This is a genomic window from Streptomyces sp. KR80, assembly GCF_052245555.1.
GTDB lineage: Bacteria > Actinomycetota > Actinomycetes > Streptomycetales > Streptomycetaceae > Streptomyces.
The window spans coordinates 296,928-322,189 of record NZ_JBQQCD010000004.1; the positions used below are offsets into that span (position 1 = coordinate 296,928).

At 71.6% G+C, this 25,262-nt stretch carries 19 protein-coding genes; 16 read left to right on the forward strand and 3 right to left on the reverse strand.

Translation table 11 applies throughout. The features are described from left to right. Positions 1–87: 87 nt before the first annotated feature. The 6 genes from ACTWQI_RS08860 to ACTWQI_RS08885 all read left to right on the forward strand — a co-directional run bounded on the left by ACTWQI_RS08860 (position 88) and on the right by ACTWQI_RS08885 (position 5,669). Positions 88–1,137 carry an ATP synthase F0 subunit B gene (locus ACTWQI_RS08860; RefSeq protein ID WP_443269133.1) on the forward strand — a complete coding sequence of 350 codons (1,050 nt, stop codon included), beginning with the start codon at positions 88–90 and terminating at the stop codon, positions 1,135–1,137. 292 nt (positions 1,138–1,429) lie between these two features. Then, positions 1,430–2,068 (forward strand): YceD family protein, encoded by a 639-nt coding sequence (locus ACTWQI_RS08865; RefSeq protein ID WP_443269342.1) that lies wholly within the window; start codon positions 1,430–1,432, stop codon positions 2,066–2,068. A 2-nt stretch (positions 2,069–2,070) separates the two neighbouring features. Beyond that, positions 2,071–2,244 (forward strand): 50S ribosomal protein L32, encoded by a 174-nt coding sequence (gene rpmF, locus ACTWQI_RS08870; RefSeq protein WP_009714764.1) that lies wholly within the window; start codon positions 2,071–2,073, stop codon positions 2,242–2,244. Between the two features lie 19 nt (positions 2,245–2,263). Then, positions 2,264–3,133, forward strand: coding sequence for a ribonuclease III (gene rnc / locus ACTWQI_RS08875; protein WP_443269136.1), 870 nt, complete (start codon positions 2,264–2,266; stop codon positions 3,131–3,133). Between the two features lie 215 nt (positions 3,134–3,348). After that, positions 3,349–4,269, forward strand: coding sequence for a bifunctional DNA-formamidopyrimidine glycosylase/DNA-(apurinic or apyrimidinic site) lyase (gene mutM, locus ACTWQI_RS08880; RefSeq protein WP_443269138.1), 921 nt, complete (start codon positions 3,349–3,351; stop codon positions 4,267–4,269). A 38-nt stretch (positions 4,270–4,307) separates the two neighbouring features. Further along, the gene (locus ACTWQI_RS08885) at positions 4,308–5,669 is read left to right on the forward strand and encodes a glycosyltransferase 87 family protein (RefSeq protein WP_443269140.1); all 1,362 of its coding nucleotides are present in this window, start codon (positions 4,308–4,310) and stop codon (positions 5,667–5,669) included. 12 nt (positions 5,670–5,681) lie between these two features. Here ACTWQI_RS08885 and ACTWQI_RS08890 read toward each other — a convergent pair whose 3' ends face one another. Then, a complete protein-coding gene (locus ACTWQI_RS08890; protein WP_443269142.1) occupies positions 5,682–6,302 on the reverse strand; it encodes a CAP domain-containing protein in 621 nt (206 codons plus the stop codon). A 395-nt stretch (positions 6,303–6,697) separates the two neighbouring features. On the opposite strand from ACTWQI_RS08890, the gene ACTWQI_RS08895 reads away from it, so the two are divergent. From ACTWQI_RS08895 to ACTWQI_RS08910, 4 genes are all read left to right on the forward strand, one after another. Next, complete coding sequence (locus ACTWQI_RS08895; protein WP_443269144.1) at positions 6,698–6,979, forward strand: acylphosphatase; 282 nt, start codon at positions 6,698–6,700, stop codon at positions 6,977–6,979. Between the two features lie 379 nt (positions 6,980–7,358). Then, on the forward strand, positions 7,359–7,565 hold the full coding sequence (locus ACTWQI_RS08900; RefSeq protein WP_443269146.1) for a hypothetical protein: 207 nt from the start codon (positions 7,359–7,361) through the stop codon (positions 7,563–7,565). Between the two features lie 186 nt (positions 7,566–7,751). Then, positions 7,752–11,963, forward strand: coding sequence for a chromosome segregation SMC family protein (locus tag ACTWQI_RS08905; RefSeq protein ID WP_443269148.1), 4,212 nt, complete (start codon positions 7,752–7,754; stop codon positions 11,961–11,963). A gap of 199 nt (positions 11,964–12,162) precedes the next feature. Then, a complete protein-coding gene (locus ACTWQI_RS08910; protein WP_443269150.1) occupies positions 12,163–13,590 on the forward strand; it encodes a sugar porter family MFS transporter in 1,428 nt (475 codons plus the stop codon). 55 nt (positions 13,591–13,645) lie between these two features. On the opposite strand, the gene ACTWQI_RS08915 is transcribed toward ACTWQI_RS08910, so the two are convergent. Beyond that, positions 13,646–14,635 (reverse strand): LLM class flavin-dependent oxidoreductase, encoded by a 990-nt coding sequence (locus ACTWQI_RS08915; protein ID WP_443269152.1) that lies wholly within the window; start codon positions 14,633–14,635, stop codon positions 13,646–13,648. Positions 14,636–14,914: 279 nt separating this feature from the next. On the opposite strand from ACTWQI_RS08915, the gene ftsY reads away from it, so the two are divergent. Then, positions 14,915–16,129 carry a signal recognition particle-docking protein FtsY gene (ftsY, locus tag ACTWQI_RS08920; RefSeq protein ID WP_443269154.1) on the forward strand — a complete coding sequence of 405 codons (1,215 nt, stop codon included), beginning with the start codon at positions 14,915–14,917 and terminating at the stop codon, positions 16,127–16,129. Between the two features lie 142 nt (positions 16,130–16,271). On the opposite strand, the gene ACTWQI_RS08925 is transcribed toward ftsY, so the two are convergent. Then, positions 16,272–16,952, reverse strand: coding sequence for a bifunctional DNA primase/polymerase (locus tag ACTWQI_RS08925; RefSeq protein ID WP_443269156.1), 681 nt, complete (start codon positions 16,950–16,952; stop codon positions 16,272–16,274). A gap of 438 nt (positions 16,953–17,390) precedes the next feature. Between ACTWQI_RS08925 and nsdA the strand changes: the two genes are divergently transcribed. The 5 genes from nsdA (at position 17,391) to ffh (ending at position 25,262) form a co-directional block, all read left to right on the forward strand. Then, entirely contained in the window at positions 17,391–18,881 is a 1,491-nt protein-coding gene (gene nsdA / locus ACTWQI_RS08930; RefSeq protein WP_443269158.1) for a transcriptional repressor NsdA, read from the forward strand. Between the two features lie 255 nt (positions 18,882–19,136). Beyond that, a complete protein-coding gene (locus tag ACTWQI_RS08935; RefSeq protein WP_443269160.1) occupies positions 19,137–20,504 on the forward strand; it encodes an ammonium transporter in 1,368 nt (455 codons plus the stop codon). Further along, entirely contained in the window at positions 20,501–20,839 is a 339-nt protein-coding gene (locus tag ACTWQI_RS08940) for a P-II family nitrogen regulator (RefSeq protein WP_443269162.1), read from the forward strand. The genes ACTWQI_RS08935 and ACTWQI_RS08940 overlap by 4 nt, the downstream gene beginning before the upstream one ends. Positions 20,840–20,865: 26 nt before the next feature. After that, complete coding sequence (locus tag ACTWQI_RS08945; protein WP_443269164.1) at positions 20,866–23,469, forward strand: [protein-PII] uridylyltransferase; 2,604 nt, start codon at positions 20,866–20,868, stop codon at positions 23,467–23,469. 239 nt (positions 23,470–23,708) lie between these two features. Continuing rightward, positions 23,709–25,262 carry a signal recognition particle protein gene (gene ffh / locus ACTWQI_RS08950; RefSeq protein ID WP_443269166.1) on the forward strand — a complete coding sequence of 518 codons (1,554 nt, stop codon included), beginning with the start codon at positions 23,709–23,711 and terminating at the stop codon, positions 25,260–25,262.

The following is a 25,262-nucleotide window of genomic DNA, read 5'->3' on the forward strand; positions in this document are numbered from 1 at the left end:
CAGTAGGTGTCGAGCGGGTCGCCCGGGGACGTACAGTCGTTTCCGTCCCGAACCGTCCGGCACAGATAGAGACTGCGAGCACCCAAGGTGGACGTGCAGAAGAAGCTCGACGAGATCGTCGAGACCGTCGGTAGCGCCCGGTCCATGCCCATGTCGGCCTCGTGCGTGGTCAACCGCGCCGAGCTGCTCGCCATGCTCGAAGAAGTCCGCGCGGCCCTCCCCGGCTCCCTCGCCGAGGCGCAACTGCTGATCGGCGGCCGTGACCGGATGGTCGAGGAGGCCCGCCAGGAGGCGGAGCGGATCATCCAGTCCGCGCACGCACAGCGCGGCTCGCTGATCTCCGACACGGAGGTCGCCCGGCAGTCCCAGGAGGAGGCCGACCGCATCCTCACCGAGGCCCGCCGCGAGGCCGAGGAGATCCGTGCCGAGGCGGACGACTACGTCGACAGCAAGCTGGCCAACTTCGAGGTCGTCCTCACCAAGACCCTCGGCTCCGTCGACCGCGGCCGCGAGAAGCTGCTCGGCCGCGGCCCGGGGCTGGACGAGCACGGATACGAGGACGAGGACGCCCCCGAGCCCAGCGCGGACCCCCACACGCTCCGCGAGCGCGCCGACGTATACGTGGACGCCAAGCTCGGCGCCTTCGAGGCGGTGCTCTCCAAGACCCTCGATGCGGTCGGCCGCGGGCGGCAGAAGCTGCACGGCCGGCGGGACACGGACGAGCTCGGGGCGCATATGGCCGCTCAGGACGGGCTGGCCCACGCCCCGCAGACCAGCGACGCCGAGTACCTGGCCGGTCTGGCCGGCGCCGAGGAGCAGCCACAGCTCCAGCCGCAGCAGGAGGCAGCGGTTCCGCAGCCCCAGCAGGACTACTACGCCCCGGCCGCGTCCTATCAGCAGGACGCCTACGGCTACCCGGTGGGATCGCCCATGGCGGAATCCGGGGGCGGCTACCAGCAGCAGGACGTGTACGGCTATCAGCAGCAGGACCCGTACGGCTACCAGCAGCACTACGACCCGAACGCCGGCTACGCGCCGCAGCAGCAACAGCCCGCCGCCGCGCTCGACGAGACCAGCCTCTTCGACACCAGCATGCTCGACCTCGACCAGCTGCGGCAGTACGAGCAGGGTCGCTGATCGCCCGTCGGTGGGCTCCTGCCGGGCAGCCGCCGCCAGGGCGTTCTCCCCAGCTACCTCCCCCAGCTAGCGCCGGGGGTCCCCAGGGTGGGGGTAACCCCCAGCCCGTGGAGTGCGGGGATGTGGCGGAGGAGCCAGGGGGGAATTGGGCCTCCGGCGGCCCGTCCAGTATCCTGTTTCTTCGGTCGCGCGTGCGCCTACGGCTGATTTCGTAGACGCCCGCGATCCAGGCTGCTCGCTTCCGCGTCACGGAGCAGGGCGGCCGGTACCGCAGCGTAGAAAGCAGGAAGCCCTGAACGCCCGCCTCGACCACCGCAACCCGCTCGTGTTCGACACGCATGAGCTGGGTCGGCGTCCCGGTGCGCTCCAGCGGCAGTCCCGCTCGGTCGCGGCGCCCGGCGACTTCGGCATCGAGGTCATCGGGGTGCCCGGCGGCGCGACGGTGGAGCTCGATCTCCGCCTGGAGTCGGTCGTGGAGGGGGTGCTCGTCACGGGCACCGCCCAGGCGCCGCTGACAGGGGAGTGCGTAAGGTGTCTGGACCCGCTGGAGCGAGAGCTCGAAACGGACTTCCAGGAGATGTTCTCCTACCCCGACGCCGACGACCGGAGCCGCGAGGCGGAATCCGGCGGAGGCGCTGAGGACGCCGGGGAAGAGGACTTGTTCTTCCTCGAGGACGGCCTGTTCGACCTCGAGCCCGTGCTGCGCGACGCGGTGGTGCTCGCACTGCCGCTGCAGCCGGTGTGCCGGGAGGACTGCCCCGGACTGTGCCCCGAGTGCGGGGCACGGCTCGCGGACGACCCGGACCACCACCACGACGCCGTCGACACCCGTTGGGCGGCACTGCAGGGACTCGCCGATTCACTCCAGGGCGGCGAGAAGGACGACATGAGCGGCGCCGAAGTGGGCGTCGACGAGAAGCAGGAGAAGTAGCCGTGGCCGTTCCGAAGCGGAAGATGTCGCGCAGCAACACGCGCCACCGCCGGTCGCAGTGGAAGGCTGCGGTCCCCACCCTGGTGGCGTGCGAGCGCTGCCACGAGCCGAAGCAGCAGCACATCGCGTGCCCGAGCTGCGGCACCTACAACCGCCGCCAGGTCCTCGAGGTCTGATCGGCGGGTGACAGGCTTCATGTCGGACGCCAAATCGCCGAAGAAGGCGTCACCGGCGGACGCGGCCTCGTCCCACACGCTTCTGGAAGGGCGGCTCGGGTACAAGCTCGAGTCCGCCCTTCTGGTGCGTGCGCTGACGCACCGCTCCTACGCGTACGAGAACGGCGGTCTGCCCACCAACGAGCGGCTCGAGTTCCTCGGGGACTCGGTGCTCGGCCTGGTGGTCACCGACACGCTGTACCGCATCCACCCCGACCTGCCCGAGGGCCAGCTGGCCAAGCTGCGGGCGGCGGTGGTCAACTCGCGCGCGCTGGCGGACGTCGGCCGCGGCCTCGAACTGGGCTCCTTCATCCGGCTGGGCCGGGGCGAAGAGGGCACCGGCGGCCGGGACAAGGCGTCGATCCTCGCCGACACCCTCGAAGCGGTGATCGGCGCGGTCTACCTCGACCGCGGGCTGGAGGCGGCCGCGGAGCTGGTGCACCGGCTCTTCGACCCGCTGATCGAGAGGTCCTCGAACCTCGGCGCGGGCCTGGACTGGAAAACCAGCCTCCAGGAGCTGACCGCCACCGAGGGGCTGGGTGTGCCCGAGTACCTGGTCACCGAGACCGGGCCCGACCACGAGAAGACCTTCACGGCTGCCGCCCGAGTCGGTGGTGTCACGTACGGCACCGGCACCGGCCGCAGCAAGAAGGAAGCGGAGCAGCAGGCGGCCGAGGCCGCCTGGCTCGCCATCCGCGCCGCCGCGGACGCGGCGACCGCGAAGACCGACGAGGTGACGGGCCCCGCCGACGGCGCTGACGCCGACCCGGCACCGGTGCGGAGTTCCGCCGACGAGGCGCATGGGGGCACTCCCCCAGCTAACGCCGGGGGTACCCCCACCCAGCGGTAGCTGGGGGAGTTCGAGCTAGCGTCCCGGGTCGGCGGGCCGGGCCCGGCCTCCCGGGAGCGCGAGTGCACCCGCTCCGGCGGGTGCGCCGCCCCGGCACCGCGGATCCCGCGCCGGCGGCCCGGGGCCGCGCGGGCGGGTACCCGTTCCTGCCGTCGGCGCCGGAACATCGCAAACCCCCTTGCCTTCGGCAGGGGCAACCCCACCGGAGAGAGCCCGTGCCAGAGCTGCCCGAGGTCGAAGTGGTCCGTCGCGGGCTCCAGCGATGGGTGTCCGGCCGCACCGTCGCCTCCGTCGAGATACGGCACGCCCGAGCGGTCCGCCGCCATCTCGCCGGCGCCGCCGACTTCGCCGACCGCATGGTGGGTGGCACCTTCGGCCCTGCCCACCGCCGGGGCAAGTACCTCTGGCTGCCGGTCGTGGGGACGGGTACATCCGTGCTCGCCCATCTCGGCATGAGCGGACAGCTGCTCCTCCAGCCCGCAGACGCCCCCGACGAGCCCCATCTGCGGATCCGCTTCCGCTTCGCCGCAGCGGCGACCGCAGCGGGCACACCGACCGCAGGCACCGCGAACGGCACCGAGTTGCGCTTCGTCGACCAGCGGACCTTCGGTGGCCTCTCCCTCCACCCCCAGCTCCCCGGCGATCCGGACGGTCTGCCCGACGCCATCGCGCACATCGCCCGCGACCCGCTGGACCCGGCGTTCGACGAGGCCGCCTTCCACGCCGCCCTGCGCCGACGCCGTACGACCGTCAAGCGGGCGCTGCTCGACCAGTCGCTCATCAGCGGCGTCGGCAACATCTATGCCGACGAGGCGCTGTGGCGCGCCAAGCTCCACTACGACCGTCCGACGGCGACCGTGACCCGCCCGCGGAGTGCGGAACTCCTCGGTCATGTACGGGATGTGATGAACGCCGCCCTCGCCGTCGGCGGCACCAGCTTCGACAGCCTCTACGTCAACGTGAACGGCGAGTCGGGATACTTCGACCGCTCCCTGGACGCGTACGGCCGCGAGGAGGAGCCGTGCCGTCGGTGCGGTACCCCGATCCGGCGCCGGCCCTGGATGAACCGGTCGAGTTACTACTGCCCCCGATGCCAGCGTCCCCCCGCCCGGAGAGCCCTGCCCCGGCGCGGGTGAGCCAGTCGGCCGGACGAATTGCATATATTCGTTGAGGTTTGTCCCTGTTCTCGGTCCAGGGGCCCTCAGACGCGGAGGCGATGGTGACGGACGCGCCCACGGTGGTTGGCCTGGAACAGCCGAAATCGGTGCGCAGCGCCGCCCCGCCGGCGGCGCGGACCGAGAGCCCCGCTTCGGCCCCCGCCGCACCAGCCGGCCGGGTCCGCTGGCATCGGCCGCGCACCTGGCCGCGGGACTGGCTCGCGCTGGCCGTGTACTGGGCCGCCTCCCGGCTGCTGATGCTGGCGCTGCTCCGCCAGGGCCACGGCGACATCGCGGGCGAGGTCCATGTGCTCTACCAGCGCTGGGACGAGCAGCTGCGGAGCGGTACGTTCCCGGTCGGCGACGTCAGCTGGCAGTATCCGCCCGGCGCGGCGCTGGTGATGGTCGCCCCCGGCCTGGTTCCCGTCGTCAGCTATCTGCAGGGGTTCGTGCTGCTGATGCTGGTCTCGGACGCGGTCGTGGTGCTGGCGCTGGCGCGTGCCGCGCACCGGCGCCGGGGACGCAGCCTGGCGGGCGCCTGGCTGTGGGCGCTCGGGCTGCCGATGCTGCTCAGCCTGCCGTATGCCCGCTACGACGTGTTCGTCACCGGCATCGCCGTCGTGGGGCTGCTCGGGCTCTCGGCCCGCCCGCGGCTCGGCGGAGCGCTGGCCGGCCTCGCCGCGGTGATCAAGGTGTGGCCGGTGCTGACGGTGCTGGGCACCCCGCCCGGGCGCTGCACCCGTACGTCCTGGACGACGCTCGCCGCGTCCGCCGGGGCCCTGCTCCTGCTGCTGGGCGTCGCCTTCCGTGGCGCGTTCGACTTCCTCTTCGCGCAGCAGCGGCGCGGGGTCGAGATCGAATCGCTGGCCGGGACGGCGCTGCACGTGGCGCGGCTGTTCGGCTGGCCCGGGGTGGTGAAACACCAGTACGGCTCATTCGAGTTCGTCGGGCCGTACGTGTCCTTCGTGGCCCAGGGAACGCTCCTGCTCACCGCCGTGGCCTTCACCTGGCTGCTGCTGTGGCGCCTGCGCGCCCGCTCCTGGACCCTGGCGACGCCGTACGACGCCGCACTCGCCGCGGTGCTGCTGTTCACCGCCACCAGCCGGGTGATCAGCCCGCAGTACCTGATCTGGCTGATCGGACTCGCCGCGGTGTGCCTGACCGTCGGACGCACCACACAGCGGCCCGTCGCGGTGCTGCTGCTGCTCGCGGCCGCGGTGACCACCGTCGACTATCCGCTGTTCTTCCCCGCCGTGCTGCACAGCTCCTGGCAGGGCGTCGCCGTCGTCGGAGTCCGGAACCTGCTGCTGCTCGCGGCGGCGCTGCTGTCGTGCGTACGCCTGTGGCGGGCCACCGTGCCGCGCCGCCGCCGTCCGTGAGCTGTCGGGACGTCAGAAGCCGAAGTCCTGGGTCCACCAGGGGCCGCCGTCGCCGAGGTGCGCGCCGATCCCGATGGTCCGGTACTCGCAGTTGAGGATGTTCGCGCGGTGGCCGGGACTGTCCATCCAGGCCTCCATCACCGCCTCGGCATCCTGCTGGCCGCGCGCGATGTTCTCGCCGCCCAGCCCGTCGATGTCCAGCGCCTCGGCCCTGTCCCATGGATTGGCGCCGTCGGGGTCGGTGTGGTCGAAGAACCCGCGCCTGGCCATGTCCTCGCTGAACTGCTCGGCCAGACCCGCGAGTTTCCGGTCGGCTCTCACCGGCCGGCACCCCGCCTCGAGCCGTTCCTGGTTGACCAGGACGAGCACCTCGGACTCGGCGACCGTCTTGGCGCCGGGCACCGTCGGATCGGGCGCGGGTTTCTCCGGTCTCGACGGCTCGGGCGCCGGCGTACGGGACGGATGCCCGGTGTCCTGCGGCGTGCCCGTCCCGCTCTCCTCGGGCGTGGTGGGCCGCTGCGAGGGGATCGGGGCCGGCCGGGTCGGGCTCCGGGATCCGGAGGGCAGCGCCGTGGGGGAGTCCGGTCGGTCCGAGTCCCGGGACGGGGGTGTGGAGGCCCGATCCGTCGGCACCGTCGAGGGGGATCCCTGCGGTGTCAGCTCCGGCAGTCCCTGAAGTCCTCGTCCCGGGGCGTCGTCTCTGTCGAACAGGAGATCGCCGCCGCTCCTGGGGACCAGTCCGGAGGCCATGGCGACGGCCCCCACGGCCATCGCGGCGGACGCGCTCAGAAGACTCGTCCGTACGGGAGTACGGCTCCGTCGTGCCCCCCGGTGCCGGCCGCCCGCCCTCCTCGGCAGCGGCGCGGTTGCAGTGCGTCGGTGGCGGCCCATCGCTGTCTCCTCCACATGCTCGGCATGCTCGGCGTGGGTCCTCACTCGTCTGGGTGAAGCTCGTTGTTCGGTGACTGTACGGCATCACGGATGGGGGTGAAGTGCTCTGTGAGCAAGTGGTCGATTAACGTGCACGCATGACCGAAGTGGTCCGCATTACGGCCTGGGTGCGCGGCAGCGTCCAGGGTGTCGGCTTCCGCTGGTTCACCCGGGCCAGCGCCCTCGAGATCGGCGGCCTGACCGGATTCGCTTCGAACCTGGCCGACGGTCGGGTCCAGGTGGTGGCCGAGGGGCCTCGGGAGCGGTGCGAAAGGCTGCTGGAGTGGCTGCGCGACGGCGACACGCCCGGTCGGGTGGACGGCGTGACCGAGATCTGGGACACACCGCGAGGCGGCTACGAGGGCTTCGCGATCCGCTGATCCGGCGCCGCGCAAGCCCGCGGAACGGGGCGACCGGCGCCCCCAAGGTGCTCGCGGCATGTGCGCGCGGCTGGGATGACCTGGTGGTTGCCAAGAACGCGCGCTCATGGAAGGCTGCGACCGTAAGGATGATCTCCGCGCCCCGCGGGCACCCTGAAGAGAGCTGCGCCGAGCCCCCGGCCGTCGCGAGCCCCAGGCCGCCCGGGGATACGGGGTGTGATCGTGTTGACCGTCTAACCATTTGGTGAGACGCTGGAATCCCCACGCACCTGACCTGTTTGACACTGAGAACAATGGTGATTTGCAGACACGCGGGTGCGTTTTTCCCTCACGACCCACACCGCTTCGGTCGGTCACTCAGTGTGGAGGACCATCCATCATGGCAAAGGCGCTTCTCGGTTACGTCGGCGGCTCCGACCCGCGGCTCATCGCCGAGATGCGACGGCTCCAGCAGCGTGTCCAGGACCTCGAATCCGAGCTCGTACGGATGCAGGCCGAGAACGACGCGCTGTCCGCTGCCGCGCACCACGGTGACTCGCTGCTCGACAGCATCGACGTACCCCAGGCGGAGCCTGCGCTCACCTGACCGCAGCCTGCAGGCCGGTCGGGCTGCACGTCAGCCGCTTGAGAATCTGCAAGGGACGCCTTGGCGTCCCTTCTTCTTTTCCGCCCGGCCCTCCGCAGGGCGCCTCGCTTACCGACTGATGTGCCCTGCGTTTCCCCCGGTGAAACTCGCCGGTGAAACCCGAGCGCAAAGGTAGAGTCCGACGGCGTGCACCTCAAGAGCCTGACCCTGCGCGGGTTCAAGTCCTTCGCTTCGGCCACGACGCTGCGTTTCGAGCCGGGCATCACCTGCGTCGTGGGTCCCAACGGCTCGGGCAAGTCGAACGTGGTGGACGCGCTGTCCTGGGTCATGGGCGAGCAGGGCGCGAAGTCGCTGCGCGGCGGCAAGATGGAGGACGTCATCTTCGCCGGCACCACCGGCCGCCCACCCCTGGGCCGTGCCGAGGTGTCGCTCACCATCGACAACTCCGACGGTGCGCTGCCGATCGAGTACGCCGAAGTAACGATTACCCGGATCATGTTCCGCAACGGCGGCAGCGAGTACCAGATCAACGGCGACACCTGTCGGCTCCTGGACATTCAGGAACTGCTGTCCGACTCCGGCATCGGCCGCGAGATGCATGTGATCGTCGGGCAGGGCCAGCTCGACTCCGTACTCCACGCCGACCCGATGGGACGCCGGGCGTTCATCGAGGAGGCGGCCGGCGTCCTCAAACACCGTAAGCGCAAGGAGAAGGCGCTGCGGAAGCTCGACGCGATGCAGGCCAACCTCGCCCGCGTCCAGGACCTCACCGACGAACTGAGGCGTCAGCTCAAGCCGCTCGGGCGGCAGGCCGCGGTGGCCCGCCGGGCCGCCGTCATCCAGGCCGATCTGCGCGACGCCCGGCTCCGGCTGCTCGCCGACGACCTGGTGACCCTGCGCGAGGCGCTGCGCAGCGAAGTCGCGGACGAGGCGGCGCTGAAGGCGCGCAAGGAGGCAGCCGAGGCCGAACTGCGGGCGGCGCTGCAGCGGGAGGCCGCGCTCGAGGAGGAGGTACGGGCTCTCACCCCGCGGCTTCAGCGGGCACAGCAGACCTGGTACGAGCTGTCCCAGCTGGCCGAGCGGGTGCGCGGCACGATCAGCCTGGCGGACGCACGGGTGAAGAGCGCCACCGCCGCGCCCACGGAGGAGCGGCGGGGCCGCGACCCGGAGGACATGGAGCGCGAGGCGGCCCGGATCCGCGAACAGGAGGCGGAGCTGGAGGCCGCTCTGGAGGCCGCGAGCCGGGCTCTGGACGACACGGTGATGCACCGGGCGGAGCTGGAGCGCGAGTTGGCGCTGGAGGAGCGTCGGCTGAAGGACGCCGCCCGCGCGATCGCCGATCGGCGCGAAGGCCTGGCACGGCTGCACGGCCAGGTCAACGCGGCTCGCAGCCGGGCGGCCTCTGCCCAGGCCGAGATCGACCGGCTGGCCACCGCGCGGGACGAGGCGCAGGAGCGCGCAGTCGCGGCGCAGGAGGAGTACGAGCAGCTCAAGGCCGAGGTCGACGGGCTCGACGCGGGCGACGTGGAACTGGCCGACCGGCACGAGCAGGCGAAGCGCGAGCTGGCCGAGGCCGAGGCCGCGCTGGCCGCCGCGCGGGAGGACGCGACCGCGGCCGAGCGCAAGCGGGCGGCCACCTCCGCCCGCCATGACGCGCTGGCCATGGGGCTGCGCAGGAAGGACGGTACGGGGGCTCTCCTCGGCGCCGCGGACCGGCTCACCGGCCTGCTGGGGCCCGCCGCCGAACTGCTCACCGTGACAGCGGGCTACGAGGTTCCGCTGGCCGCGGCCCTGGGTGCCGCGGCCGACGCGATCGCCGTCACCGACCCGTCCACGGCGGCCGACGCCCTCCGCCTCCTGCGTAAGCAGGATGCGGGCCGCGCGGCCATACTGCTCGGCGGAGCGGCGGACGCCTTCGATGCTGCAAAGGTCGGCGTGCCCGGTCCGGCAACGGGCGCAGGCGAGAACGCGCCCGGCCCGTCGGCGGATCCGAGTGCCGCCGGTGCCGAGGAGCTCGCGTCCTTCCCCAGGCGTACGGCGGGAGCCGACTCGGACGCTCGCCCGGGCGGCGCCACAGCCGTTGCCGAGGCGGCTTCGATCCCGGAGGCACCCGTACCGGAAGGCACGCCAAGTGGGCAGTGGCGCGCGGATGCCGATGGCCCCACCGGCGTGGTCGCCCACTCGGTCGTGGACCGTACGGAGGGTGGCGCCGCGCCGACGGGTGCCGTGGACCCCGGCCGTGGGCAGGACGCAACCGCCGCCCCGGCGACGCCGAATGACGAGGCACTCGCCCAGCGTGCTCTGGACGGCGGCTCGCAGGCGGCGAGCGGCGGCGGCGAGGTCGGTGCCCTCGGTGCGGGACCCGACGACTCCCGTGGCGGCGGCGCGGGGCCGGTCGCCCCAGCTGTGCCTTCGCAGTGGACGGACACCCACCGCGCGCCCGCCGGCCTGGACACGCACGGCGCCCAGCCGGGGGCGGACGGCCGCGGTGGGCCCTCTGGGGGTGCCGATAATGCGGCCCGCCACGGTGGCGAGTCCGCGGTCGGCGCAGGTGCCGTTCCCGGGCAGCGGGCCGTCGCGCGGCAGGCCGGCGAGGGCTTCCCGTACGCCGCTGATCTCGTCTCCGGGCCCGCCGAGCTCATGCCCGCCGTACGGCGGCTGCTGCGCGACATCGTGGTGGTCGGGACGCTGGAGGACGCCGAGGATCTGGTCGCTGCGCGGCCGGAGCTCGTCGCCGTCACCGCCGAGGGCGACCTGCTCGGCGTGCACTTCGCGCATGGCGGCTCCGCCGGGGTGCCGAGCCTGCTGGAGGTGCAGGCGTCGGTCGACGAGGCCGCTGCCGAGCTCGAGGAACTGGCCGTACGGTGCGAGGAACTGGCCGAGGCGCAGCACCGGGCGGGGGAGCGGCGCACCGCGTGCGCGGCGCTCGTCGAGGAGCTGGGGGAGCGGCGACGGGCGGCGGACCGGGAGAAGTCCTCGGTCGCCCAGTCCCTGGGCAGGCTCGCCGGACAGGCACGCGCCGCCGCGGGAGAGGCCGAGCGGATGACCGCGGCCGCCGCAAAAGCCGAGGAAGCGCTCGTACGGGCGAACGAGGACGTCGAGGAGCTGGCGGAGCGACTGCGGACCGCCGAGGAGGCTCCGGGGGAGGAGGAGCCGGACACCTCCGTACGGGACCGGCTCGCCGCCGACGGCGCCAATGCCCGGCAGACGGAGATGGAGGCACGGCTCCAGGTCCGTACGCATGAGGAGCGGGTCAAGGGGCTCGCGGGGCGGGCGGACGGGCTCGACCGTGCGGCGCGCGCCGAGCGCGAGGCACGGGCGCGCGCGGAACAGCGCCGCGCCCGACTGCGCCACGAGGCCGTCGTAGCGTCGGCCGTCGCGGACGGTGCCCGCCAGCTGCTGGCCCACGTCGAGGTGTCCCTCGTACGGGCCGAGGAGGAGCGTGCCGCGGCCGAGCGGGCGAAGGCCGAGCGCGAGCAGGAGCTGGTGGCCGAGCGCAACCAGGGGCGGGACCTCAAGGCCGAGCTGGACAAGCTGACCGACTCGGTGCACCGGGGTGAGGTGCTGGGGGCCGAGAAGCGGCTGCGGATCGAGCAGTTGGAGACGAAGGCCCTGGAAGAGCTGGGTGTCGAACCGGCCGGCCTGGTCGCCGAGTACGGGCCGGATCAGCTCGTACCGCCCTCCCCGCCCGCCGAGGGCGAGGAGTTGCCGGAGGACCCCGAGCACCCGCGCAACCAGCCCGTGCCGTACGTCCGCGCCCAGCAGGAGAAGCGGCTCAAGGCCGCCGAGCGCGCCTACCAGCAGCTCGGCAAGGTCAACCCGCTGGCACTCGAAGAGTTCGCCGCGCTGGAGGAGCGCCACAAGTTCCTCACCGAGCAGCTGGAGGACCTGAAGAAGACCCGTGCCGACTTGCTGCAGGTGGTCAAGGAGGTCGACGAACGGGTCGAGCAGGTCTTCACCGAGGCGTACCGGGACACGGCCCGCGAGTTCGAGGGGGTCTTCGCCCGGCTCTTCCCCGGTGGCGAGGGACGTCTGGTGCTCACCGATCCCGACAACATGCTCACCACGGGCGTTGACGTCGAGGCCCGTCCGCCGGGCAAGAAGGTGAAGCGACTGTCGCTGCTGTCGGGTGGTGAGCGATCCCTGACGGCGGTGGCGATGCTGGTGTCGATCTTCAAGGCGCGGCCGAGCCCGTTCTACGTCATGGACGAGGTCGAGGCGGCACTGGACGACACCAATCTGCAGCGGCTGATCCGGATCATGGAGGAGCTGCAGGAGAGCTCCCAGCTGATCGTGATCACCCACCAGAAGCGGACGATGGAGGTCGCGGACTCGCTGTACGGCGTGTCCATGCAGGGCGACGGCGTCTCCAAGGTCATCAGCCAGCGGCTTCGTTGATCAACTCCAAGTTTTGAACCAGCCTCTTTGGGGGAGTGCCACCAACTCGCTGCTTCCGCCCTGTTGACTTAGAAGCTTGAATGAATAGGGTCTGCAGCGTTGCCTTTACCTTCAAGTGGTGGGGCGATTTCTTACGCCATGCGCCACGCGAAGAGTCTGCCCCCATGCCCGCCGACCAGGCCGGGCCAAGGAGTACACGTTGACCACCACCGCGCAGCCACCGGTCACGGAGGGCCGTAAGGCCCGTCCCGAGCACCTCGGCCACGTTGTGTTCATCACCGCCGCCGCAGCCATGGGCGGCTTCCTCTTCGGCTACGACAGTTCCGTGATCAACGGTGCCGTCGAGGCCGTCCGCGGCAGGTTTGGCGTCGGCCCGGAAGCCCTCGCCCAGGTGATCGCCGCCGCCCTCATCGGCTGTGCCGTCGGCGCCGCCACCGCCGGCCGGGTCGCCGACCGCATCGGCCGCATCCGCGTCATGCAGATCGCCGCGGTGCTCTTCACCGTGAGCGCCGTCGGCTCCGCCGTGCCCTTCGCGCTCTGGGACCTCGCCGCGTGGCGGGTCCTCGGCGGTGTCGCCATCGGCATGGCCTCGGTCATCGGCCCGGCCTACATCGCCGAGGTGGCCCCGCCGACGTACCGCGGCCGGCTCGCGTCCTTCCAGCAGGCCGCCATCGTCATCGGCATCGCCGTGTCCCAGCTCGTCAACTGGGGCGTGCTGAAGCTGGCCGACGGCGACCAGCGCGGGGTGATCGCTGGACTCGAGGCCTGGCAGTGGATGCTCGGCGTGATGGTGGTCCCCGCGGTCCTCTACGGGCTGCTTTCCTTCGCGATCCCCGAGTCCCCCCGCTACCTGATCTCGGTCGGCCGTACCGACCAGGCAAGGCGGGTGCTCCACGACGTCGAGGGCAGGGAGGTCGACCTCGACCTCCGGGTCAGCGAGATCGAGACCGCGATGCGCAGCGAGCACAGGTCGACCTTCCGGGACCTGCTTGGCGGCCGGTTCGGCCTGCTGCCGATCGTCTGGACGGGCATCGGCCTGTCGGTCTTCCAGCAGCTCGTCGGCATCAACGTGATCTTCTACTACTCGTCGTCGCTGTGGCAGTCCGTCGGCATCGACCCGAGCAGCTCGTTCTTCTACTCCTTCACCACGTCGATCATCAACATCGCGGGCACCGTGATCGCGATGGTCTTCGTCGACCGGATCGGCCGCAAGCCGCTCGCCCTCATCGGTTCCGTGGGCATGGCGGTCTCCCTCGGCCTGGCCGCCTGGGCCTTTTCGTACAAGACCGGCACCGGTGCGAACATCTCCCTGCCCGACCTCCAGGGCACCGTGGCCCTCGGTGCGGCGCACTCCTTCGTGCTCTTCTTCGCCCTGTCCTGGGGCGTGGTCGTCTGGGTCCTGCTCGGCGAGATGTTCCCCAACAAGATCCGCGCCGCGGCGCTGGGTGTGGCGGCCTCCGCCCAGTGGGTGGCCAACTGGCTGATCACCGTGACCTTCCCGAGTCTCTCCGACTGGAACCTCTCGGGCGCCTATGTGATCTACACCGTCTTCGCCGCGCTCTCGGTCCCGTTCATCCTCGCCTGGGTGCCGGAGACCAAGGGCAAGGCGTTGGAGGAGATGGGCTGACTTCCCCCCGCTGAGCCCCTCTCCTCACGGCAGGAACTGCCCCGGTTCAGGCCCCTCAGGTCTCGAGCCGGGGCAGCACCTTCTCACCGAACAGGTGCAGGCTGCGCCACCCTTCGTCCACCGGCAGCCCGCCGCACAGCGGATGCAGTACCAGGCTCCCCGCCCCGCCCGCCGACGCCGCGAAGTCCACACACGCGTCCGGGTCGAGGATCCGGTAGACGCCCTCACGGCGCAGCTCCTCGACGTCGCGCGCCCGGGAGCGCACAGCGGAGCGCATGGCGGCACCGGACTGCCACGAGGCGTACGTGCGCGCCTCGTGCAGCAGGTGCTTCCCGTAGAGCGCCCAGGCCCGGTCCGGGTCCTCCGCGACATGCAGCAGCGGCGTCTGTGCCGGCGGCATCATGCACCAGCCCTCGGTCCCGTACTCCTCGCGGCAGGCGTGGTAGTGCGCCTCGAGCTCCGGCAGGTGGGCGCTGGGGAAGAAGGGCAGGCCCAGCCGCGCGGCGCGGCGGGCGGCCGCCCGCGAGGAGCCGCCGACCAGCAGCAGCGGGTGCGGCCGGGTGTACGGGCGCGGGGTCACGCGGACCCTGCGGCCGTGGAAGTCGAACGGCTCGCCGGTCCAGGCCTTGAGCAGTGTCTCCAGCGTTTCGTCCTGGAGCCGGCCGCGCCGATGCCAGTCGCGGCCGTGCGCCGCGTACTCCTCCGGCCGGTAGCCGATGCCCGCGACGGTCACCAGCCGTCCACCGCTGGTGAGGTCCAGTACGGCCAGCTCCTCGGCCAGCCGCAGCGGGTCGTAGAGCGGCGCGATCAGGGCGGAGACGGTCACGGAGAGGCGGCGCGTTGCGCCGAAAACCGCGCCCGCGAACGCCAGGGGTGAGGGCAGCCAGCCGTTCTCCGCTCCGTGGTGCTCCTCGGTCTGGACGGTGGTGATGCCGAGGTCGTCGGCGTAGGCCGCCATCTCCAGGGCCGAGCGGTAGCGGTGGGAGAGGGACTCGGGCGTGGGGGCGGGGTCGACGAGGTTGAAGCGGACGACGGTGACGGGCATGGCTGCAATCCCCCTTCGCCGGGCGTGACGTCGCCGTGGACGAGTCTTGGACGTTAGCTGACGCAGCGTCAGGTGAATAGGGGTCCGGCCGCGGCGGTGAAGGCGCTGAAGAGATATGTCGACCCCTGCGGCGCCGGCGCAGGCGATGTGCATGATCACGACACGGACGGCATCCGGTGCCGTCGTCCTGCCGGGAGCGCCGCTGGACGCGTGGGGGGCATGCGGAATCCGGGGCGGAGTCGTGGGGAAGCCCCCGGGGTGACTGATACTGGGGGCGTTATGGAAATCGTCATCCTTGCTGTAGTCATCGCCCTGGTCGCGGTCGGTGCGGTCACCGGTCTCCTGGTCAGCAGCCGCAGAAAGAAGCAGCTGCCGCCTTCCGAGCCGTCGAGTACACCGACCATCACCGCCCCGCCCGCCGAGCCGCACGTCGGCGAGGAAGCCGAGACGCCGCGCGAAGAGCCGCGCCGCATCATCGAAGAAGTCGGCCTGCCCGAGGCCCAGGCCACGGTGGTCCCCGAAGCGGAAGCACCGGTCGTCACCGAGCCGGTTCCGCCGGTCGAGGTCCCGGAGCCGACGGCGGGCCGGCTCGTACGTCTGCGAGCCCGGCTCTCCCGCTCCCAGACCTCGCTGGGCAAGGGGCTGCTCACCCTGCTCTCCCGGGAGCACCTCGACGAGGAGACCTGGGAGGAGGTCGAGGACACGCTGCTGACCGCCGATGTCGGTGTGGCGCCGACCCAGGAGCTGGTCGAGCGGCTGCGCGAGCGGGTGAGGGTGCTCGGCACCCGTACGACCGAAGAGCTGCGCGGCCTGCTGCGCGAGGAGCTGCTGCAGCTCATCGGCACGGATGTGGACCGGTCGCTGCGAACCGACGGCGGTTTGGACGTCCCCGGCGTCGTGATGGTCGTCGGCGTCAACGGCACCGGCAAGACCACCACGACCGGCAAGCTTGCGCGGGTGCTCATCGCCGACGGGCGCAGCGTGGTGCTCGGCGCGGCCGACACCTTCCGCGCCGCTGCCACCGATCAGCTTCAGACCTGGGGCGAGCGCGTCGGGGCGCGCACGGTTCGTGGCCCCGAAGGCGGCGATCCGGCTTCCGTCGCCTACGACGCGGTGAAGGAGGGCATCGCCGAGGGGGCGGATGTCGTTCTCATCGACACCGCCGGCCGCCTGCACACCAAGACCGGCCTGATGGACGAGCTGGGCAAGGTGAAGCGGGTCGTCGAGAAGCACGGGCCGCTCGACGAGGTGCTCCTGGTCCTGGATGCCACCACCGGCCAGAACGGTCTGGTGCAGGCGCGGGTCTTCGCCGAGGTCGTGGACATCTCCGGGATCGTGCTGACCAAGCTGGACGGCACCGCGAAGGGCGGCATCGTCGTGGCGGTGCAGCGCGAGCTGGGCGTGCCGGTGAAACTGGTCGGCCTGGGCGAGGGGGCGGACGACCTGGCTCCGTTCGAGCCGGAGGCGTTCGTCGACGCCCTGATCGGCGACTGAGGCCGACCGCGGCGCCGTGGTCGGCAACCACGGTTGCCGACCGCTCAGCAACCGGCAGGCTCAGTCGCGCGTGGTTCGCAGAGCAACCCTCAATTGAGTCACCCCTACGGCGAGCCACCAAGTCCGCGAGAGCGGCGGCGGCTTAGCCGCAAAAAGGTGCCGCTCGGTGGCAGACGTACGCAAGCGTACCCACCAGGAGCCGGGCCTCCGGAGGGCTGCACGCGGTGTCCAGTGCCGGCGGGCGGAGCCAGCGCACGGGGCCCAGGCCCGCAAGGTCGGAGGGCGGGGCTGTGATGTGCTCCCCCGCGCCGATCCCCTGGAGATCCAGCCGGGCGTCGTCCCAGCCCATCCGGTACAACAGGGCGGGCAGCTCGTCGGCGGCGCCGGGGGCGACGAGGAACTGCGCGCGCCCGTGCGGCGTCGCCGCGACCGGCCCGAGCGGCAGGCCCATGCGTTCGAGGCGCACAAGTGCGTGCCGCCCCGCGGTCTCGGCGACCTCGATGACGTCGAACGACCGGCCTGTCGGAAGGAGGACCGCCGCGCCCGGCACCTCCGCCCAGGCCGCGGTGACCTCGTCGAGCGTGGCACCGGCCTTCACTTCGGGGGCGAAACTCAGTGGATGGGCGCCGGGGGCGGGGCAGTCCGCGGCGCCGCACGAGCACTGGCCCGCGCCGTCGCCCGCTCCGCGCTTCGCCCGGGCGCCGGGGGCCACGTCCCACCCCCACAAGCCGGCGTACTCCGCCACCGCCGTGCACTCGGACGCACGGCCGCGCCGTCGCGGGCCGGACCGCAAGTCGCGCAGGCCGCCGATCGTGAAGCCCATGCTCCCTCCAACGGGTTGCAGTCGCTGATGGTTACGTCTTGGAGTCTTGACGTAACCGTCCGCTGTTGCCCGGCGGTCCGGGCGGTGTGCTGAGTCGCGGCGGGTGGTGCACATCGGCGTGCGCGCCCCTGTGCACATCACTTCGCCCCGCGCTCGTCCTCCCATGTCAAGTGAATCGCGAAGAGCTGTGATGGAGTTCATTCGAAGGGGTGGCGAATGGTGGCGTTTCCGGGAACCGACTCGCATGGGCAGTGATCGTAGGATTACTTTCAGTGCACGAACCCCCGTGAGTGCTACCGCAGTTGGGTATGCCTGAGGCATGACACCCCGTCTGTTCGCCCGATCCGCACGGCACTTCATGGGACAGGAGGCCGCGGAGGGCGGCATTCTGGAGGCGGTTCGCACACACGGCATCAAGGTCGGGATGGGGGCGTTCCAGTGGGCGGCAGCAGCGGCGGCGTCACCAGCGCTGACAAGCACCCCAACGAGCAGCTGCGGTCGTGGTTCGTCCGCAGCGGCTGGTCGAAGGGCGAGCTGGCGCGCCAAGTCAACCGCCGAGCCCGCCAGATGGGCGCGCACCACATCAGCACGGACACCTCGCGGGTGCGCCGCTGGCTGGACGGCGAGCAGCCCCGGGAGCCGATTCCGCGGATCCTCTCGGAGCTGTTCTCCGAGCGCTTCGGCTGTGTCGTGGCGATCGAGGATCTCGGGCTGCGCACCGCGCACCAGTCCCCCTCGGTGTCCGGCATCGACCTTCCGTGGGCCGGTCCCCAGACCGTCGCCCTGATCAGCGAGTTCTCGCGGAGCGATCTGATGCTGGCGCGGCGGGGCTTCCTGGGCACTTCTCTCGCCCTCGCGGCCGGCCCGGCCCTCATCGAGCCGATGCAGCGCTGGCTGGTGCCCACGCAGATGGCGGGCGGGCCGATGGCCGCGAAGCCGTCCGTCCAGTCCGGTGCGCGGCGCGGTGCCCGGCTCTCCGGCCCCGAGCTGGAGCTGCTGGAGGCCACCACGGTGATGTTCCGGCAGTGGGACGCCCAGTGCGGCGGCGGACTGCGCCGCAAGGCCGTGGTGGGCCAGCTGCACGAGGTCACCGACCTGCTGCAGGAGCCGCAGCCGGCAGCGGTGTCCCAGCGTCTGTTCTCGGTCGCCGCCGAGCTCGCCGAACTGGCCGGCTGGATGAGCTACGACATCGGGCTCCAGCCCACGGCCCAGAAATACTTCGTCCTGGCCCTGCACGCGGCGAAGGAGGCCGGCGACAAGCCGCTGGGCTCGTACGTCCTGTCCGACATGAGCCGCCAGATGATTCACCTCGGGCGGCCGGACGACGCCCTGGAGCTGCTCCACCTCGCGCAGTACGGCAGCCGGGACTGCTCGACGCCCCGGACCCAGTCGATGCTGTATGCGATGGAGGCTCGCGCCTACGCCAACATGGGCCAGCCCAACAAATGCCACCGGGCCGTCAGGATGGCCGAGGACGCCTTCGCCGACATCTCCCGCTCGGACAGCGACCCGGACTGGATCGGCTTCTTCTCCGAGGCCGAGCTCAATGCCGAGAACGCCCACTCCTACCGCGACCTGGCCTACGTGGCCGGGCGCAGCCCGACGTACGCCTCGCTGGCCGAGCCCGCGATGCAGAAGGCGGTCGAGCTCTTCGGTCAGGACGAGGTGCACCAGCGGTCGTATGCGTTGAATCTCATCGGCATGGCCACGGTCCACCTGCTCAAGCGGGAGCCGGAGCAGTCCGCCGCCTTGGCGGAAAAGGCTCTGGACATCGCCCGGCGGGTGCGTTCGGAGCGGGTGAACACCCGCCTGCGCAAGACCGTCGACAACGCGGCCCGATCCTTCGGTGATGTGGCGGAGGTCGGCCACATCACCGAGCAGCTGGCCCTCCACCTTCCCGACCCCCTGGAGACCGTCCAGGCCGTATGAGTACGGCCGCCGTCGAGGTCGGCGCATCGGCTCCGGTCGTGGCGGCCAGGGGAGGCCGCGGCAGCGTATCCGGGCCCCGCGCGGCCCACCGCCAGTTCATCTGCACGTAACACACGTGCGTCGTTCGTCACGGCCGCGAAACACCGTGCGGCATCGACTGAAACCGGCCTGCGCGAATCTCGTGGCGAAAACCTGCCCACCCCCCTACCGCACAGGCTCCGCCCGCACGGGCCGCACGACGACGAGGAGACGCCGATGCCCCCAGGCATCACGACGCTTGCCGCAGAAGCTCCTGAGCTGTCTGCCGCCAATACCGGGTTCATGCTCATCTGCTCCGCCTTGGTGATGCTCATGACGCCGGGCCTGGCCTTCTTCTACGGAGGCATGGTTCGAGTCAAGAGCACCCTCAACATGCTGATGATGAGCTTCATCAGCCTGGGAATCGTCACCATTCTGTGGGTGCTGTACGGCTTCAGCCTCGCCTTCGGTACCGACTCCGGCGGCATCATCGGCTGGTCCGGCGACTACGTCGGGCTGAGTGGGCTAGGCCTCACCCAGCTCTGGGACGGCTACACCATCCCGGTCTATGTGTTCGCCGTTTTCCAGCTGATGTTCGCCATCATCACGCCCGCGCTGATCAGCGGCGCTCTTGCCGACCGAGTGAAGTTCACCGCCTGGGCGCTGTTCATCGCGCTCTGGGTGACGGTCGTGTACTTCCCGGTCGCGCACTGGGTGTGGGGCGCCGGCGGCTGGGCCTTCGAGCTCGGCGTGATCGACTTCGCCGGTGGTACGGCGGTCCACATCAACGCCGGTGCGGCGGCCCTCGGTGTGATCCTGGTCATCGGCAAGCGGATCGGGTTCAAGAAGGACCCGATGCGGCCGCACAGCCTGCCGCTGGTGATGCTGGGCGCCGGGCTCCTGTGGTTCGGCTGGTTCGGCTTCAACGCCGGTTCGTGGCTCGGCAACGACGACGGCGTCGGCGCGCTGATGTTCATCAACACGCAGATCGCCACCGCTGCCGCCATGCTCGCCTGGCTCGCCTACGAGAAGATCCGCCACGGCGCGTTCACCACGCTCGGCGCCGCCTCCGGTGCGGTCGCCGGCCTGGTCGCCATCACCCCGTCCGGCGGCTCGGTCAGCCCGCTCGGCGCGATCGCCGTCGGCGCCATCGCCGGTCTGCTCTGCGCCATGGCCGTCGGCCTCAAGTACAAGTTCGGCTACGACGACTCCCTCGACGTCGTCGGCGTCCACCTGGTCGGCGGTGTCGTCGGCTCCATCCTCATCGGCTTCTTCGCCACCGGTGGCGGCCAGTCCGATGCGGCGGGCGTCCTTTACGGCGACCACACGTTCGACCAGTTGTGGAAGCAGCTCGCCGGTGTCGGCGCGGTCCTCGCGTACTCTCTGATCGCCTCCGCGGTCCTCGCCTTCCTCGTCGACAAGACGATCGGCATGCGGGTCTCCGAGGACGACGAGATCGCCGGTGTCGACCAGGTCGAGCACGCCGAGACCGCGTACGACTTCAGCGGGGCCGGCGGTGGTGCGGCCTCGCGGACGGCCGTGCCCGGCCCGAACCAGGACGCGCCCGCCGCTGACGCGGCGGAGAACAAGAAGGTGGACGCATGAAGCTCATCACGGCGGTCGTGAAGCCGCACCGGCTCGACGAGATCAAGGAGGCTCTGCAGGCCTTCGGTGTCCAGGGTCTGACGGTCACCGAGGCGAGCGGCTACGGGCGGCAGCGTGGTCACACCGAGGTCTACCGTGGCGCGGAGTACACCGTGGACCTGGTGCCGAAGATCCGTATCGAGGTGCTGGTCGAGGACGCCGAAGCCGAGCAGCTGATCGATGTGATCGTGAAGGCGGCCCGGACCGGCAAGATCGGCGACGGCAAGGTGTGGAGCATTCCGGTCGAGTCGGCGGTCCGCGTCCGGACCGGTGAGCGCGGCCCCGACGCGCTCTGACCGACGACGACAAGCAGGGAGCCCGAGTGACAGCGGAAAGCCTCGACGAGCAGAAAGACGAGCAGGAAGCGTCCGACTCGGGACCCAGCGGCTACGCGGCGGCCCGGCTGCGACTCCTCCAGGAGGGGGCGCAGTCCGGGCCGCCGCGCCGTGCCGGACTGGCCAGACTCACCGACGAGTGGCTGTCCGCGCTGATCACGGGCGCGGCCTCGGCCGCCGGGGTGCGCGGTGTCTCCCTGGTGGCCGTCGGCGGGTACGGCCGGGGCGAGCTTTCCCCGCGCAGCGATCTCGATCTACTGCTGCTGCACGACGGGGCGGCGGACGCCGTCGCGGTGTCCTCGCTCGCCGACCGGGTCTGGTACCCGGTGTGGGACCTCGGGCTCGCCCTAGACCACTCCGTCCGCACCCCGGCCGAGGCACGGAAGACGGCGGGCGAGGATCTCAAGGTGCAGCTGGGGCTGCTCGACGCCCGGCACATCGCGGGCGACGCCGGGCTGACGGCGGGGCTGCGGACGACGGTGCTGGCCGACTGGCGCAATCAGGCGCCGAAACGGCTGCCGGAGCTGCACGAGCTGTGCCAGGAACGAGCTGACCGGCAGGGCGAGTTGCAGTTCCTGCTGGAGCCGGACCTCAAGGAGGCCCGGGGCGGGCTGCGCGATGTGACCGCGCTGCGGGCCGTCGCCGCCTCCTGGCTGGCCGACGCGCCGCGAGAAGGCCTGGAGCAGGCCCGGCGGCGCCTCCTGGACGCTCGCGACGCACTGCACCTGGCCACCGGTCGCGCCACGGACCGGCTGGCGCTTCAGGAACAGGACCAAGTGGCTGAGCAGCTCGGCCTGTTGGACGCGGACGCGCTGCTGCGCGAGGTGTACGAGGCCGCGCGCACCGTCTCGTACGCCGAAGACGTGACCTGGCGCGAGGTCGGACGGGTGCTGCGGGCCCGCTCGAAGCGGCCCCGCCTGCGAGGGCTGCTGGCAGGACGAGGGGGCCGCTCTGCGGGGGAGGGCCCCGAGCGCATCCCCCTCGCCGAGGGCGTCGTGGAGCAGGACGGCGAGGTGGTGCTGGCCCGTACCGCGCGCCCCGAACGCGACTTCGTGCTCCCCCTGCGGGCGGCCGCCGCGGCGGCGCAGGCCGGACTGCCGCTCTCGCTGCACGCGGTACGGCGCATGGCTGCGGCCGCGCGCCCCCTGCCCGTACCGTGGCCCGCCGAGGCCAGGGAACTGCTCGTGACCCTGCTGGGCGCCGGTGCCCCCACCGTTCCCGTGTGGGAGGCCCTGGAGGCCGAGGGACTGATCACGCGGCTGCTGCCGGACTGGGAGCGGGTCCGCTGCCGCCCGCAGCGCAACCCCGTCCACCGCTGGACCGTCGACCGGCACCTCGTCGAGACGGCGGTGCGCGCCAGTGCGCGGAGCCGCCGGGTCAGCCGCCCCGACCTGCTGCTGATCGCGGCACTGCTGCACGACATCGGCAAGGGCTGGCCGGGCGACCACTCGGTCGCGGGCGAGGTCATCGCGCGCGACGTCGCGTCCCGGATCGGCTTCGACCGTACGGATGTGTCGGTCATCGCCGCGCTCGTACGGCACCACCTGCTGCTCGCCGAGACGGCGACCCGGCGCGACCTGGACGACCCGGCGACGGTCCGCTCGGTGGCCGAGGCCGTCGGCAGCACCTCGACCCTCGAGTTGCTGCACGCCCTGACCGAGGCCGACGCGCTGGCCACCGGTCCGGCCGCCTGGAGCGCGTGGCGCGGCTCCCTGGTGGCCGACCTGGTGAAACGGGTCGCCGCGGTGCTCACGGGCGAACCGGTGGAGGACGCCGCCGCGCCTGCCCCCACTGCCGAACAGGAACGACTCGCGGTCGAGGCAGTGCGCACCGGCGGGCCCGTGCTCGCCCTCCGCGCCCAGACCGAGCCCGCCCTGCCCGGCGAGGAAGGAGCCGGCGGGCTGGTCGGCGGTGCGGGCGACGGAGCAGCGGCCGCCGGCTCGGAGCCGGTCGGCGTGGAGCTGCTCATCGCGATCCCCGACCAACCGGGAGTGCTCCCTGCGGTGGCCGGGGTGCTGGCGATGCACCGACTGACCGTACGGGCGGCGGATCTGCGAGCCGTCGAGCTGCCGACGCCACTAGTCGGGGCGCAGGCCGTGGCCGATCGGGCCGCGCCGGCCGATCGTGGAGCAACGGCATCGGGCGGCTCGGATCCGGGCGGCACGGGCGTGCTGCTCCTGAGCTGGCGCGTGGCCGCCGAGTACGGCTCGCTGCCGCAGGCGGCCCGGTTGCGGAGCGACCTGGTCCGTGCGCTGAACGGCACGCTCGACATCCCGGCCCGGCTGGCGGAGCGCGAAGCGGCCTACCCGCGCCGACGTGGCGTACAGCCCCCGCCGCCCCGGGTGACCGTCGCCGCGGCGGCCTCCCGGCACGCCACGGTCATCGAGGTACGTGCCCAGGACGCACCCGGGCTGCTGCACCGCATTGGCCGGGCCCTGGACGGCGCCCGAGTCCGGGTGCGCAGCGCCCATGTCAGCACGCTCGGCGCGAACGCCGTGGATGCCTTCTACGTCACAGACGCCCAGGGTGCGGCGCTGCCGGGCACACAGGCGGCGGAGGTCGCCCGGGCCGTCGAGGACGCGCTGCGCTAGCAGGACCGGAGGGGAGAAACCCTTGTCCCCGCGGTCAACGTTGAACATGTCGCCCCCGCAGGCGCGTGGATGATCCGGCATCCACGGCCTTCGCGCCGAGTGCGGTCACGTGAGCCCCCGCGCACGCGGGGAGATCCGCCCCCGCCCGTTGCTCCGGCGGGCAGGGACGGATTACTTGCCGGGGCGGATACCCTGGAGGGCAATTGTCTCCGCCCCCGACCTTGAGGATCGACGACGCCGTGTTCGATACCCTTTCCGACCGCCTGGCGAGCACCTTCAAGAGCCTCCGGGGCAAGGGCCGCCTGTCCGAGGCGGATATCGACGCCACGGCGCGGGAGATCCGTATCGCCCTGCTCGAGGCGGATGTCGCACTGCCGGTCGTACGGGCCTTCATCAAGCAGGTCAAGACGAGGGCGCTCGGCGCCGAGGTCTCGCAGGCGCTGAACCCCGCGCAGCAGGTCATCAAGATCGTCAACGAGGAGCTGATCGGCATCCTCGGCGGCGAGACCCGCCACCTGCGGTTCGCCAAGAACCCGCCGACCGTGATCATGCTCGCCGGTCTGCAGGGCGCCGGTAAGACCACCCTCGCCGGCAAGCTGGGCCGCTGGCTCAAGGCTCAGGGGCACGAGCCGGTGCTCGTCGCCGCGGACCTCCAGCGCCCCAACGCCGTGAACCAGCTCGCCGTGGTCGCCGAGCGGGCGGGTGTCGCCGTCTTCGCGCCGGAGGCGGGCAACGGCTCCGGCGACCCGGTGCAGGTCGCCAAGGACTCGATCGAGTTCGCCCGGACCAAGCAGCACGACGTGGTGATCGTCGACACCGCCGGCCGCCTCGGTATCGACGCCGAGATGATGCAGCAGGCCGCGGACATCCGCGACGCGATCAGCCCGGACGAGATCCTCTTCATCGTCGACGCGATGATCGGCCAGGACGCGGTGAACACCGCCGAGGCGTTCCGCGACGGCGTGGGCTTCGACGGCGTGGTGCTCTCCAAGCTCGACGGCGATGCCCGCGGTGGTGCCGCGCTGTCCATCGCGCATGTCACCGGCCGCCAGATCATGTTCGCCTCCAACGGCGAGAAGCTGGACGACTTCGACGCGTTCCACCCGGACCGCATGGCGTCCCGCATTCTCGGCATGGGCGACATGCTGAGCCTGATCGAGAAGGCCGAGCAGACCTTCAGCCAGGCCGAGGCCGAGAAGATGGCGGCCAAACTGGCGAAGGGCCCCAAGGAGTTCACCCTCGACGACTTCCTGGCGCAGATGGAACAGGTCCGCAAGATGGGCTCCATCTCCAAGCTGCTCGGAATGCTGCCGGGTATGGGCCAGATCAAGGACCAGATCAACAACCTCGACGAACGGGACGTGGACCGCACCGCGGCGATCATCAAGTCGATGACCCCGGGTGAGCGCCAGGACCCGACGATCCTCAACGGCTCGCGGCGCGCCCGTATCGCCCGGGGCTCCGGCGTGGACGTCAGTGCGGTGAAGAACCTCGTGGAGCGCTTCTTCGAGGCGCGCAAGATGATGTCGCGGATGGCACAGGGCGGCGGTATGCCGGGGATGCCCGGTATGCCGGGCATGGGTGGCGGCCCCGGTCGGCCGAAGAAGAAGCAGAAGCAGGCCAAGGGCAAGCAGCGCAGCGGCAACCCGATGAAGCGCAAGGCCGAGGAGCAGGCCGCTGCGCAGCGCAAAGCCGCGGCTCAGGGCGGCGCCCTCGGGTTCCCCGGCCCGGCCCCGGACGAGAAGGGCTTCGAGCTGCCCCCGGAGTTCAAGGACATGCTGGGCCCGAAGTAG